Annotated in this window: 4 protein-coding genes; all 4 read right to left on the bottom strand. The window is 64.7% G+C overall.

Annotation, left to right across the window (positions count from 1 at the left end; translation table 11 throughout):
* Positions 1 to 10 precede the first annotated feature (10 nt).
* A complete protein-coding gene (locus tag HU736_RS02230; RefSeq protein ID WP_186699704.1) occupies positions 11 to 1,069 on the bottom strand; it encodes a TauD/TfdA family dioxygenase in 1,059 nt (352 codons plus the stop codon).
* A 69-nt stretch (positions 1,070 to 1,138) separates the two neighbouring features.
* Positions 1,139 to 10,390 (bottom strand): non-ribosomal peptide synthetase, encoded by a 9,252-nt coding sequence (locus tag HU736_RS02225; RefSeq protein ID WP_186699702.1) that lies wholly within the window; start codon positions 10,388 to 10,390, stop codon positions 1,139 to 1,141.
* A 91-nt stretch (positions 10,391 to 10,481) separates the two neighbouring features.
* A complete protein-coding gene (locus HU736_RS02220) occupies positions 10,482 to 12,842 on the bottom strand; it encodes a DNA polymerase II (RefSeq protein WP_186699700.1) in 2,361 nt (786 codons plus the stop codon).
* A 52-nt stretch (positions 12,843 to 12,894) separates the two neighbouring features.
* The gene (locus HU736_RS02215) at positions 12,895 to 13,815 is read right to left on the bottom strand and encodes a LysR substrate-binding domain-containing protein (RefSeq protein WP_101318503.1); all 921 of its coding nucleotides are present in this window, start codon (positions 13,813 to 13,815) and stop codon (positions 12,895 to 12,897) included.
* Positions 13,816 to 13,940 lie beyond the last annotated feature (125 nt).

Genomic DNA, 13,940 nt, shown 5'->3' with positions numbered 1-13,940 from the left:
GCTGATGTCCTTAACCAATGGCCACGTCGGTGCTTTTCAGCGGGATTGCCATTGCGGTGAGAATTTTGCGCGGGCCGCTGTAACCGTTGCGGGCATGGATGGTGAAGATGTTGTCCAGCACCACCACGTCGCCCCGCTGCCACGGGAACTCGACCATCACCTCGCGGTACAGCTGCTGCAGGTGGCGGATGTAGTCTTCGGGGATCGGCGAGCCGTCACCGAAGTAGGTGTTTTGCGGCAGGTCCTGCGGTTCGAATTCGGCCAGCAGACTGTCGCGAATGCTCTCGGGCAGGGTCAGCGCGTTGAAGAAGGTGGCGTGGTTGAACCACACCGTGTCGCCCGTACGCGGGTGGCGCACCACTGCGGGGCCTTGTTGGCGGGTGCGCAAGCGATTGCCGGGCTTCCACTCAGGTGTGATACCAATCCTGGCGCAGTAAGCCTCGACTTCGGCGCGGTCTTCGGTCTGGAACACCGTCTGCCAGGGCAGGCCCATGCCGTCGCCGTAATTGCGCACGTAGAGCACGCGCTTGCGGATGAATTCATCGCGCACCTGCGGGTCGATGCGTTCGAGCAGCAGCCGGGTATCACCGAACGGCGTCTCGCCGCCGGTGGCCGAGGGCTGGTCGCAATAGAAGTACAGGTGCAGCGGAAACACCGGCGAATAGGAGTGCTCGTTGTGCGGGAAAATCTTCTCTGCCGACGGGTAGTCGGTGGAGCTGTAGACGTTGAGCTTCTTGGTGATCTGGGTGCGCGGCGAGGCGCGGAACAGGTACTCCAGCGCGCCGCCGGAAATCGCATCGACGCACTGATTGAAGGCGTGGATATCCGGCACGTTGAAGCCACGAAACAGCAGGGTCGCATGCTGGTCGAGCTTGCTTTCGATCAGGGCGCGGTTCTGCCCGGCCCACTCGATCAGGTTGACCCCGGGCATGCTTGGCGTGCACAGCAGCGGCAGCGGGCGGTCGGCGAACATCGGGCTGAAGGTGACCAGGCTGGACTGGTCCAGGCTGAGGCTCTTGCGCCGCCCCTTGCCCAGCGCCGGTATCACTTGCGACTCGAAATTCGACATTGCACCTCTCCCATTCGTGTATCAGGTGGCGCCCCCTGGCGCGCACCTGCCTGACTATCCTTGCCGCCGTTACTCGACCGCCACCCGGCCTGGCCGACGACGCTGGATCGGCTGTTGCTGCAATTGCGCCTGGCGCTCGGCCAGGGCCTGTTGCTCGGCCGCCTGTTGCACCTGCGCTGCACCTTCGAGCAACTGCGCCAGGGCCGCCTGCGGGTCGCCAAGCATGTGCTCGAACACCCCTTGCAACTGGCCAAACAGGCAGGCCATGTCGGCACTGGCGTAGAGCCCGGCATCGCACTTGAGCCCCAGGTATATGCCGGCGGGCGCGTTGACGAACTCGGCGATCAGGTCCAGCTCGGCGGCGGCTTTACCGGCCGGCAATGGCTGGATCTCAAGGCCGTCGATCGACAGAGGCACATCGCTGCTGTCCTGATAGATGAACTTGATCGCAAACAGCGGTGAACGCCCTGCCCTGCGCGGAACTCGCAGGGCTTCCACCAAGCGCTCGAACGGCAGGTCCTGGTGGTCGGCAGCGCCGATCACGGTCCTGCGCGCAGCCTCCAGCAACTGGCTGACGCTGGCCTGTGGCTCGACCGTCAATTGCAGTACCAACTGGTTAACGAAGAAGCCCACCAGATCTTCAACCCCGGCGTGGTTGCGGTTGGCCACATCGGTACCCAGGCGCACCCGGCTGCTGGCGCTGCGCTGGGCCACTACCACGCTGAAGCCGGCCAGCAGGAGCATGTACAAAGTCACGCCCCGCGCCGTGGCGAATTCGCGCAGGGCCTCGCTCAGGGCCGGGCTGAAGTGGAACTCGTGCACCTCGCAATAGGCGGCATTGGCCGAGGCTGCCACCCGCGCGGGCGATGCCGGCAGGCTGGTCAGGCGATGGTCATCGCCCAACTGGGCGCGCCAGTAGGCCAACTGCCGCTCGAGTTCACCGGTTGCCAGCCATTCGCGCTGCCAGACGGCGAAGTCGACGTATTGCAGGCGTGGCTCCGGCAACGCCGATGGGCTGCCGCTGCGGGCCGCTTGGTACAGGCTGACGAACTCCGCCGGCAGCAGACCAAACGACCAGTGGTCGGCGACGATATGGTGCAGGGTGATCAGCAGCACATGGCGCTGCTCGCTCAGACGCAGCAGGCGCACGCGCATCGGCGAGCCGTCGTTCAGGTCGAACGGCTGGCGGGCTTCGCTCTGCAGGTGCTGCTCGAGCGCAGCCTGCCCTTGGGCTGAGCCACGGAGATCAGTGAAGGCAAATTCCGGCGCCAGCTGCTGATGCACTTGCTGCCAATGCTCGCCATCGGCTTCGAAATAGGTGGTACGCAGCACTGCATGGCGCTGTACGAGCATGTCAAAGGCCTGGCGCACCGCGCCTGGGTCCAGCACGCCGGTCAGCTCAAGCGCGCGGGCAATGTTGTACATCGAGCTGTGCGGCTCGAGTTGCCAGAGGAACCACAGCCGCTGCTGGGCAAACGACTGCAGCTGCGGCTGGCGCTCATCGACCCGGCGCAGCACCGGCATGCTCGCGGCGCGCTCGCTGTGTTCGATGCTGGCGACAAAGTCTTGCAGAGTGGCCGCCTCGAACAGGCTGCGCAGGGCCAGCTGTACGCCCAGCTCCTGACGCACCCGGCTGATCACCTGCGTGGCCAGCAGCGAGTGGCCGCCGAGGGCAAAGAAGTTATCGCCGAGGCCGACCTGCGGCACGTCCAGCACCGACTGCCAGATGGCGGCAACACGGCGCTGCAGATCGGTTTGTGGCAGCGCCTGGCTGTGGCTGACGGCCTGCGGAGCGGGCAGCGCCTTGCGGTCGAGCTTGCCGTTGGGGTTGAGCGGCAGGCGCGCCAGCAGGATCAGCTGGTTGGGCTGCATGTAGTCCGGCAAATCGGCTTTCAACGCGGCTTGAATAACGCCGCGCAGGTCATCCTGCGCTGGCACGGCCAGCGCCTCCAGGCCATCGACTGGCACCACATAGGCCACCAGTTGCAGGCCATGGCGGGCTGGCAGCGCTAAGACCACTGCCTCGCGCACGGCGGGCTGAGCCGCGAGGCGCGCTTCGATTTCGCCAAGCTCGATGCGAAAACCACGGATCTTCACCTGATGATCGATGCGGCCGACGTACTCGATAGCACCTGCCGGGTTGTAGCGCACCAGGTCGCCGCTGCGGTACAGCCGCGCGCCGGGCTCGCTGGCAAACGGGTCGGGCAAGAAGCGCTCGGCGGTGAGCGCCGGGCGGTCGAAATAACACTGTGCAAGGCTTGCCGCCGCACCAATCCACAGCTCTCCGGTTGCGCCGGCCGGCAGCAGCTCGGCGCCAGCATCAAGAATGCGCAAACTGCGCCCGGCAATCGCCTGGCCGATGGGCACGCCATATACGGCACTGGCGTCGGCCAACTGGCAGTCATGCACGCTGGACACCACCGTCGCCTCGGTCGGGCCGTAGGTATTGACCAGGCGCACTGCGCCCAGCCCGGCCGCATGCCACAGGCGCAAGCCCTCGACCGACATCGCCTCACCGCCGACGTGCACCTGGCGCAACCGCCCCAGGCTGCGGTCTTCGCTAGCACACAGCTTGGCCAACAGATGCCAGTAGGCAGCGGGCAAGTCGGCCAGGGTCACGCCCTGCTCGACCAGCACCTCGGCCAACTGCTCGACCGACCACGGCTGGTCATCGCGCATGATCAGCGCCGCGCCGACGCTCAAGGGTGGGTAGCACTGCTCGACAAAGCCGTCGAAGCTGAACGTGGCGAACTGCAGGACGCGGTCGCTGGCGGCAAGTCGGGAATAGTCAGCGGCGCTTTCGCAGAACTCGCGCAGGGCCGCATGGGCAATCGCCACGCCCTTGGGTTTGCCGGTGGAGCCTGAGGTGTAGATGACGTAAGCGAGGTCTTCAGGACAAGCGCGGTTCGCCGGGTCCAGCGTTGATGCGTTGGCCAGCTGATCGCCCAGCGCGTCGAGTTGCAGCCGCGTCAAGCCAGCCGGCAGTGCCAGCTGAGCAAGCAGCTCACCCTCACTGAGCAACAGGTCGAGGCGGCTGTCTTCGACCATGAACAGCAAACGCTCGTCCGGGTAGCTGGGGTCGAGTGGCACATACGCGGCGCCACTCTTGAGCACCGCCAGCAGGCTGACGATCAACTGCGGGGTACGCCGCAGTGCCAAGCCGACGCGTTGGCCGGGGCCGACGCCGGATTCGATCAGGCAATGGGCAAGGCGGTTGGCCTGTTGGTTAAGGCTGGCATAGTCAAGGCTTGCCGCCGAGGTCCACACCGCCAATGCTCCAGGCGTGCTGGCGGCCTGGGCAGCGATACGCTGATGCACCAGCGCTTGATCACGCAGCGCCATGCAGCTGTCGCCCTGGCGTTGCAGCAGGTTGTGCTGGCCGGTGTGATCAAGCAGGGTCAGGTTGCCGAGCATGCCTTGCGGGGCGGCGACAAACTGCTCAAGCAGGTGGCGCAATTGGCTGCACAACCCGGCTACTTGCTCGCTGCTGAACCGCGCCAGATCGTAGCTGAAGTCCAGGCGCAGGGTCGCGCCCAGTTCGATGCCGAGGGTCAGCGGATAGCTGGTCTGCTCGTGGTTGCTCAGGTTGCGCATGCGCAACCCGCTGCTGTCAGCCTGGCTCAAGGCCTCGGCCACCGGGAAGTTTTCGAATACCAGCAGGCTGTCGAACAGCGCGTTGCCCTGCTGCCCAGCCCAGGCCTGGATCTCGTACAGCGGCACATGCTCAAACTCGCGCAGCGCCAGGTTGTGCGACTGCAAGGCCTGCAGCCACTGCGCCACACTGTGCTGCGGGTGCGGCTGGCAGACGATCGGCAAGGTGTTGATGAACAGCCCAAGCTGCGCGTCGATGCCCGGCAACTCGGCCGGGCGCCCAGCCACGGTGGCGCCGAAGGCTACGCACGCTTGCCCACTGTAACGCTGCAACAACACCGCCCAGGCCCCCTGCAGCAAGGTGTTGAGGGTGACTTTATGTGCGCGGGCGAACGCCTTCAGCGCCTCGGTCTGCACGGGCTCGAGCTCGGCCAGCAGCTGCCCGTAGCCGCTGCCGTGCGCCGGTCGGCGCAGGCTTTCGGCGAGCAGGGTCGGCTGCTCCAGCGCTGCCAGGTTGACTTGCCAGTAGGCCTTGGAGGCTTCAGCAGAGCGCCCCTGCAACCAGGCCAGATAGTCGCGGTAACGCCCTGGTGCAGCGCTCGGCTGTATGCCTGCATAACGGCCGAGCACCTCAGCCAGCAGGCTGGCGTTGCTCCAGCCGTCGAGCAGAATATGGTGGCTGGTGTAGATCAGGTGCCAGTCGCCGCTACCGGTCGGCACCAGGCTCAGGCGCAGCAATGGCGCGCGAGCCAGATCGAAGCCCAGCGCGCGCTCGGCGGCGGCCAACTGGTCAAGATCATGTTCACCCGCTTCGAGCAACGTCAGCGGCAGTTGCAGCTGGCGATGGACCAACTGATGCGCGTGCTCAAGGCCCTGCCAATGGATGCTGCTGCGCAGGATCGGGTGATGATCCAGCGCCGCTTGCCAGGCCTGACGGAAGCGCTCGACGTCGAGGCCGGCGATGTCCAGGCGCATCCGGTTGACGTACGCGCCATCTGCCGGCTGGTACAAGCTGTGAAAGAGCATGCCCTGCTGCATCGGCGCCAGCGGGTACAGGTCTTCGATCTGATCGGCGCTGGCCGGCAGCTGATCGAGCTGCGCCTGGCTGATGCTGGCGAGCGGGAAGTCCGAGGGCGTCACCTGTCCGGCCGGCACTTGCAGGCAGTGGGCAATCAGGGCGTGCAGCTCCTGCAGATAACCGTCGGCCAGTTGCTGGACGCTGGCATCGTCATACATGGCGCTGCTGTAGCCCCACTGCAAGGTCAGCTCCCCGGCATACACCTGGCCTTCAACGGTCAGCCAGTTGGCCAGCGGCGCTTGAGGGTCCTGCGCCTGGCCGCTGCGTTCGCTGGCCGGGGCGAACAGCGCCGCCTGGTCGAATTGGCCATCGAATTGGCCCAGGTAGTTGAAGGTCACCCGCGGCGCCGGCAGCGCGGCCAGTTGTGCGCCGACGGCAGGCTCGGCGAGGTAACGCAGCAGGCCATAACCGAGACCCTTGCCGGGCACCCGGCGCAACTGCTCCTTGACCGCCTTGATCGAACCCGGCCAGTCGGCCGTGGCTTGCAGGCGTACCGGGAACAGGCTGGTGAACCAGCCGACGCTGCGGGTCAGGTCGAGGTCGTCGCCCAGGTCTTCGCGGCCATGGCCTTCGAGCTGGATCAGGCAGCCTGGTTGCGCCGTCCAGCGTTGCAGCAGGCGCGCCAGAGCGGTCAGCAGGAGGTCGTTGACCTGGGTGCGGTAGGCCGCCGGGGCGACTTGCAAGAGTTGCCGGGTGCCCTCTCGCGACAGGCGCGCTTCGACCTTGCGCTGCAGTTGATTGGTCAGTGCGCCGTGGGGGTGGTCGCACGGTAGCTCGGCGATGTCTTGATGCTGGGCAAGCCAGTACGGCAGCTGATCGAGCACAGCCGGTACGTGCTGCTGCAGGCGCGCGGCCCAGGCTTGATAGCTGCTGGTCTTGGCCGGCAGCCTGGCCGGTTGGCCGGCGGCCAATTGCTGATAAGCCAGTTGCAGGTCTTCGAGGAGCACCCGCCAGGACACTCCATCGACCACCAGGTGGTGAATGACCAGCAGCAAGCGTTGCTCGCCATCAGGCAGCTCTACCAACAACGCACGCAGCAGTGGCCCTGCCTGCAGATCGAGGCTGCGCTGCAACCCGTCGCAGAGTGCTGCCAGTTGGGCGGTGTCGGTTGCCTGCGCGGATTCCAGTACTCGAGCGTTGCTGACGGGCGCATACGCCTGCTGCCAGCCTTGCGTCTGCGCGATGTAACGCAGGCGCAGCGCATCGTGCTGGGCCAGCAACAGCTGCAAGGCTTGCGCGAGCACTTCGGTTTGCACCGGTTCACGCGGGCTCAACAGCAGCGACTGGTTCCAGTGACTGCGCTGCGGCATGTCCAGCGCGAAGAACGCGTGCTGGATCGGCGTCAGCTGTACGTCGCCGGTTACCGGCCCTTGCTCTTGCTGGCCGTGGCTGTCGCGCACCGCGACCTGGGCCAGGCTACGCACCGTCTGATGCTGGAACAGGTCACGCGGCTTGAGCCGCACGCCGGCCTGACGCGCGCGACTGACCACCTGAATGGAGACGATGGAGTCGCCGCCAAGCTCGAAGAAATTGTCTTCCAGGCCCACCTGGGCCACGCCGAGCACGTCCTGCCAGATCCCGGCCAGCAGCCGTTGCAGTTCGTCCTGCGGGGCCATGTAGGTTTGCTGCGGCGCCGCCTCCGGCAGCGGCAAGGCTTTGCGGTCGAGCTTGCCGTTGGCAGTCACGGGCAGCTGGTCCAATGCCAGCCAGTAGGTCGGCACCATGTACTCGGGCAGGCATTCGAGCAGCGCATTCTTGAGCTGGGCCTGCCAGCCCTCCTGTGGCTCCTGAGCAAGTACCAGATACGCCACCAGGTGCTTGCCTTCCTGCACCAGCACGACCGCCTCATCGACCTGCGGCTGCTGCATCAGGCGCGTCTCGATCTCGCCCAGCTCGATGCGCAGGCCACGCAGCTTGACCTGATGGTCGAAGCGGCCCAGATATTCGATCACCCCGTCGCGGCGCTGGCGGCCCCGGTCGCCAGTGCGATACAGCCGCTCACCGGCAACGAACGGACAGGCGACGAAGCGCTCGGCGGTCAGCCCGGGGCGGCGATGATAGCTGCGCGCCAGGCCGATCCCGCCAAGGTACAGCTCGCCGGCAACACCTGCCGGCACCGGTTGCAGCTGGGCATCCAGCACCAGGGTGCGCAGGTTGGCAATCGGCTGACCAATCGGCACGGCCAGCGCGCCTTCGTCGATGCAGGTCCAGTGCGTGACATCGATGGCTGCTTCGGTCGGCCCGTAGAGGTTGTACAGCGCAGCCTGCGGCAAGCGGGCAAAAACCTGCTGCTGCGCTTCCAGCGGCAGTGCCTCGCCGCTGCAGATGATGCGCTGCAGGCTCTGGCAGGCCTCAACGCCGTTTTCATGGATAAATGCCTGCAGCATCGAAGGCACGAAATGCAGGGTGGTCACGCCGTTGTCGACGATGGTTTCGATCAGCCGCTCGGGGTCGCGATGCGCACCCGGTGTAGCGACCACCAGGCAAGCGCCGGTCAGCAGCGGCCAGAAGAACTCCCACACCGACACGTCGAAACTGAACGGGGTTTTCTGCAGGACCACATCGCTGCTGGTCAGTGCATAGGCCTGCTGCATCCAGCACAGCCGGTTGACCAGCGCCGCATGGCTGTTGCCCGCGCCTTTGGGTTTGCCGGTAGAGCCTGAGGTGTAGATCACGTAGGCCAGATGCTGGGGCAAGGTCTGCGACAGTGGTACCTGCTCGGAGTAGATGTCGAGCCAGCCTTGCGGCTGATCCAGATCGATCATCTGCAGGCCGGCCTGCCCTTCTAGCAACGGTCGCAGCGCACGCTGAGTCAGCAACAGGCGCACGGCACTGTCGTCGATCATGTAGTGCAGGCGTTCCTGCGGGTATTCCGGGTCAAGCGGCACGTAGGCACCGCCGGCCTTGTGGATGGCCAGCAGGGCCACGACCATTTCCAGCGAGCGCTCCAGGCATACGCCGACCAGCACATCCGGGCCAACTCCGCGCTCCCGCAGCAGGTTGGCCAGCTGGTTGGCGCGGCGTTCAAGGGCCGCGTAGCTCAGGGTCTGTTCGGCGAAACGCACGGCCGGCGCATCGGGTGTGCGCTGCACCTGCTCGCCGATCAGGCTGTGCAGGCACTGATCCAGCGGATAGGCCTGGGCGGTCTGGTTCCAGCCGCTGATCAGGGTGTCGCGTTCTTCATCCGCCAGCAGCGCCAGCTCGCCAACGCGCTGATTTGGGTCGGCCACCAGAGCTGCCAGCAGGCCGGTGAAGTGTTTGGCCATGCGCGCAATAGTGGCGGCATCGAACAGTTCATCCGCGTACGTGAGGGCGCCGCGCAGTTGCCCGCCCTGCTCATAGGTATCCAGAGTCAGGTCGAACTGAGTGGTGCGGCTCTGCCACTGCACCGCATTCAGGCTCAGGCCCGCGGCCGTTTGCAGGCTGGCCATGTCGGCTACGTGCGGCTGGTGGTTGTACATCACCTGAAACAGCGGCGTGTGGCTCAGGCTGCGCTCCAGCTGCAGCGCTTCGACCAACTGTTCGAAGGGCAAATCCTGATGCGCCTGGGCCCCGAGCACGCGCTCCTTGACCGTTTGCAGCAAGCTGGCGAATGGCTGCAGGGCGTCGACTTGAGTGCGCAGCACCAGGGTATTGACGAAGAAGCCGATCAGGCCTTCGATCTCGCTGCGGTTGCGGTTGGCGATCGGCACGCCGACACGCAGGTCGGTTTGCCCGCTGTAACGCAGCAGCAGCACGTTGAAGGCGCCGAGCAGTAGCATGAACAAGGTCACGTTGTGCTGGCGGGCCAGTTCGCGCAGGCCGTCGGCCAACGCTGTGTCGATGGCGAATTCCAGGCGCCGGCCGCGCTGGCTTGGCAGCGCCGGGCGTGGATGATCGGTGGGCAGTTCAAGCGGATCGTGCTCATTGCCGAGCACATCCTGCCAGTAGCTCAACTGACGCGCCTGCTCACCCGCCTCGAGCCAGCGTCGTTGCCACAGGGCATAGTCGGCGTACTGTACCGGCAACGGCGCCAGCGCAGGGTTCTTGCCCAACGCGAAAGCGTCGTAGCAACGAGTGAATTCTTCGATCAACACGTTCATCGACCAGCCATCGGAGACGATGTGGTGCAGGGTCAGCAGCAACACGTGCTCGTCGCTGGCCAGACGCAGCAGGCTGACCCGCAGCAGTGGGCCTTGCTCAAGGTCGAAGGGCTGCACGGCCTGGGCTTCGGCTGCCTCTCGTACCCCCTGCTCGCGCGCATCAATAGCCAGCGCCGAAAAGTCCTGATGAACGATGTGCAGCGGCTGCTCGGCGGGCACCTGCTGCACGCTGTCGTCATCAAGACGACGGAACACGGTGCGCAGGGTCTGATGCCGCTCGATCAGGTTGGCGAAGGCGCGCTCCAGCGCGCTGATATCCAGCGCACCTTTGAGCCGCACTGCACCGGGCAGGTTGTAGGCGCCGCTGTGCGGGTCCAGTTGCCACAACACCCACATGCGCCGCTGGGCATAGGACAACGCCTGGCGATCCTCGGCGGGCACGTCGGCCGGGATCGGAAACTGGGCAAAATCCACCCCTTCGCGGGCCAATGCAGCGAGAAACAGCTGACGTTTCTCCACCGACAGGCCAATAAAGCGACGAGCGAGTTTCAGTGCGTCTTCAGCATTCATTGTGTGGGCATCCGAATCTATAGGCGTGGGGCGGTGGCGAACCATCCCTATAGAACGAATGCAACGAGGAAAAATTAGCGCCTGCGCGGCCTCAGAACAGCATCAATTGGCGACCGGTCAGGGCATTGAAGTCATCCCCAACGAACGGCAGGATCGCGTCCGCCACCGGTTGCAGTTGGCGGCTCAGGTAGTGCTCGTAGTCGATCGGCGACTGCAGGTTTTCCAGCGGCTCGGGGCCTGCGGTGGTGATCACATAGCTGATCCAGCCGCCGCGCTGGTACTGCTTGGGACGGCCCAGCCGCGCATTGAAGTCATCGGCCAGCCGCGCCGCGCGCACGTGCGGCGGCACGTTGCGCTGGTAATCGGCCAGCGGCCGGCGCAGACGCTTGCGGTAGATCAGCAGCTCGTCCTGCGCGCCAGCGAGGGTGCGCTGTACGTAATCGCGTAGATAGTCACGATAAGGTTGGTTGCGAAAGATCCGCTCATACAGCCCTTGCTGAAACTGCCGGGCCAGTGGCGACCAGTCAGTGCGCACCGACTCCAGGCCCTTGTAGATCATCTGCAGCTCGCCGTCGGCACCCTGCGCCAGGCCGGCGTAGCGCTTCTTGCTGCCCTCCTCGGCGCCGCGGATGGTCGGCATCAGAAAACGCTGGTAATGGGTTTCGTATTGCAGCTCCAGTGCACAGTCGAGATTCAGGCTCTGGCGCAGGTGCTCGCGCCACCACTGGTTGACCTTGACAACCAGCGCCTTGCCGATGCGCGCCGCCGCCTGCTCGTCGTGGGCGTGCTTGAGCCAGACGAAGGTCGAGTCGGTGTCGCCATAAATCACGTCGTAACCCTCGGCTTCGATCAGGGCGCGGGTCTGGCGCATGATTTCGTGGCCACGCAGGGTGATCGACGAGGCCAGGCGCGTGTCGAAGAAGCGGCAACCGTTGGAGCCGAGCACGCCATAAAAGGCGTTCATGATGATCTTCAAGGCTTGCGAGAGTGCCGCGTTACCGTCGCGCTTGGCCGCTTCCCGGCCTTGCCAGACGCGCTCGACGATGGCTGGCAGGCAATGCCGGGTGCGGGAAAACCGCGCGCCGCGAAAACCCTCGACCGAGTGCTCGTCATCTGGCTGGCTGAGCCCTTCGACCAACCCGACCGGGTCGATCAGAAAGGTGCGGATAATCGACGGGTACAGGCTCTTGTAGTCGAGCACCAGCACCGAGTCATACAGGCCAGGGCGCGAGTCCATGACAAAACCGCCAGGGCTGGCGGTGTCCGGCTGGCTGCCCATGTTCGGCGCGACAAACCCCATCCGGTGCATATGCGGAATGTACAAATGGCAGAACGCCGCGACCGAGCCACCGCTGCGGTCCACCGGCAGGCCGGTGACGCTGGCGCGCTCCAGAAGGAATTCGAGCAGGCGGGTATGGGCGAAAATCCGCGTGACCAGTTCGCAGTCCTTGAGGTTGTAGCGGGCCAGGGCCGGCTTGTCCTCGGCGAACATACGATTGATTTCGTCCATGCGCTGGTACGGCGTATCGATCGCCTTGCCTTCGCCGAGCAGGGTCTGGGCGACGTTTTCCAGGCTGAATGAAGGGAAGCTCCAGGTCGCCGAACGTAGCGCCTCGATGCCGTCGATCAACAAGCGGCCCGGCGCTTCGACGAACACATGGTTGCGCTCGGGATGTGCGCGCAGGGTCAGTGTTGCGCCGTTACGGCCAAGCAGCAACGGCACCTGCAAGCGCGCGGCATGCTCGTGGAGCAAGCGCAGATCGAACTGCAGCACGTTCCAGCCGATGATCGCATCGGGGTCGTGGCTGGCCATCCATTGATTGAGGCAGTGCAGCAGTTGCGCGCGGTCGGCGCAGTAGTGCAGATCGAAGTCGACGATGCTGTGGTCGCCATTGGCCGGCCCGAGCATGTACACCTGACGCTGGCCGCAGCCCTCGATGGCAATGCTGTACAACTCGCCACGCTCGGTGGTTTCGATGTCCAGCGAGGCCAGGCGCAACGGCGGGCGGTAATCGGGATGCGGCTTGAGCTGACCGTTGCAGAGCACGCCGTGGGCATCCGGCTGGCCGCTGAAGAGCACCGGCGCGGTAATGAAGCGCTCCATCAGGTAGCGTTCCGGTGGACGGATATCCGCCTCGTATACATCGATACCAGCGCTGCGCAGACGGTGCTCAAGCTGGATCAGCTGGCGATGTTGCCGGCAGTACAGGCCCAGCACCGGACGTTGCTCGAAATCACGCAAGCGCAGTGGTTTGAGTTCAGCGCCCTGCTCGTCCTTGAGCACTGCACGGGCGTGGGCGGCAAAGCGCTCGGGGATGAACGCCACCGACTCCTGCGGCGCCAGACGCAGCTGGCGCGGACCCTGATCGGTTGCCAGCCAGAACTCCACGCAGGTGCCTTCGGGCGTATCGTGCCACTGTCGGGTGAGGACAAAGCCCTGCTGCAACTCCACTGCGATGACCTCTGTGATACGGCGTGCTGAGCAAGGATTCTACCCTGTTGCGTCAGCCGTAGAGGTAGTTGATCTCCTTGGACACCAGCGGCGGCACCTGGGCCAGCAGAAAATCGCGCAGCCGCAGCATCTGCCGAGCCTTGGGGCTGGCCTTTAGCCAGGTCATGTAATAGCCGTCGCCGGTTGCCACGGCGTGCTTGAACGGCATCACCAGGCGCCCGGCAGCGACGTCGGCGCTGGCCAGCACCAGGTCCACCACCGAGATGCCCAAGCCTTGCTGGGCGGCGGAAATGCCTTGATCAAGGGTGTCGAACACCTGCCCCTGGTCGATGCTGATGTGCAATGCGTCCATCCGCGCCAGCCAGCGCCGCCAGTCACGCCGGTCGGTCGAGGGGTGCAGGAAGTCGCACTGGCTGAGTATGGCCAGATCCGGGTTGGGGTCTTGCAGGTAATCGGGGTGGCAAACCGGAATCAGCCACTCGTCGAACAGCTTGAAGCCCTCGACGTCGGCAGGGAAACGACCGTTGGCCAGAAGAATCGCGCAGTCGTACGGTTCTGAATAAAAATCGACGCTATCGATGTCCATCCACACGCTCGACAGCTGCACGCTGCAGCTGTTTTCCACCTTCTTGAAGCCATCCAGCGCGCGCAATAGCCAACGTACGGTGAGCGTCGACGGTGCTTTCAGGCGCAAGCCATAGCGATCCTGGCGCAGTAAGGCGCACGCGTTTTCGATGATCTTGAAGCCGACCTTGAGCTCCTGCGCCAGCAAACGGCCATGTTCGGTCAAGCGCAGCTTGGGCCCGCGTCGTTCGAACAGGCTGCAGCCAAACATCGACTCAAGGGTCTTGATGTGATGACTGACGGCGCCCTGGGTCAGGGCCAGCTCTTCGGCTGCACGAGTGAATGAGCCGTAGCGCGAAGCCACTTCAAAAGCGCGCAGGGCATGCAGTGCTTGAATCCGTTCTGACATCGGTGGCCGTCCGCAGCATGAGTGAGACTAATAGTAGGTCATAAATCCAGGCGTTTTACAACGCTGGTAGCTTCTCAGAAAATGCCTGTAAACCATAAATATATAGAGCTAATCAGCCTTAGCTA

This window comes from Pseudomonas shirazensis, from assembly GCF_014268785.2.
GTDB classification, from domain to species: Bacteria; Pseudomonadota; Gammaproteobacteria; order Pseudomonadales; family Pseudomonadaceae; genus Aquipseudomonas; species Aquipseudomonas shirazensis.
This window is presented reverse-complemented; position numbering and strand designations above follow the sequence as displayed.